Source organism: Cohnella sp. GbtcB17, from assembly GCF_019091135.1.
Classification (GTDB): Bacteria; Bacillota; Bacilli; order Paenibacillales; family Paenibacillaceae; genus Cohnella.
The window spans coordinates 1-268 of the sequence record NZ_JAGXJW010000269.1 but is presented as its reverse complement, the minus strand read 5'-3'; the positions used below and the strand labels follow the sequence as shown (position 1 = coordinate 268).

Sequence of the window (268 nt, the reverse complement as noted above, 5' to 3'; positions counted from 1 at the left end):
CATTTTCTGGCGGAAACGGACATACAATTCTATCATCGTATCGTGCGAGACGAAGCGCTCGGGGCGGTCGAGCTGTGGGTCGCGCGCGACGCGCATGGTGCCCCGGTCGGCTTCATGGGACTTGACGGCGAACGAACCGAGATGCTGTTCGCCGATCCCGATTATCATGGACAGAGAATCGGCAGCGAGCTGATCCGGCATGCAGAGCGCATGAAGGGCCCGGGACTGGAGGTCGACGTGAACGAGCAGAATGAAGGCGCGTATGCCT

General features: G+C 60.4%; 1 protein-coding gene. It reads left to right on the top strand.

Annotated features, from left to right (window positions below; genetic code table 11):
• Nucleotides 1–268: GNAT family N-acetyltransferase (locus KVT38_RS33750; RefSeq protein WP_217598080.1), on the top strand; the 268-nt coding region annotated here is incomplete at both ends.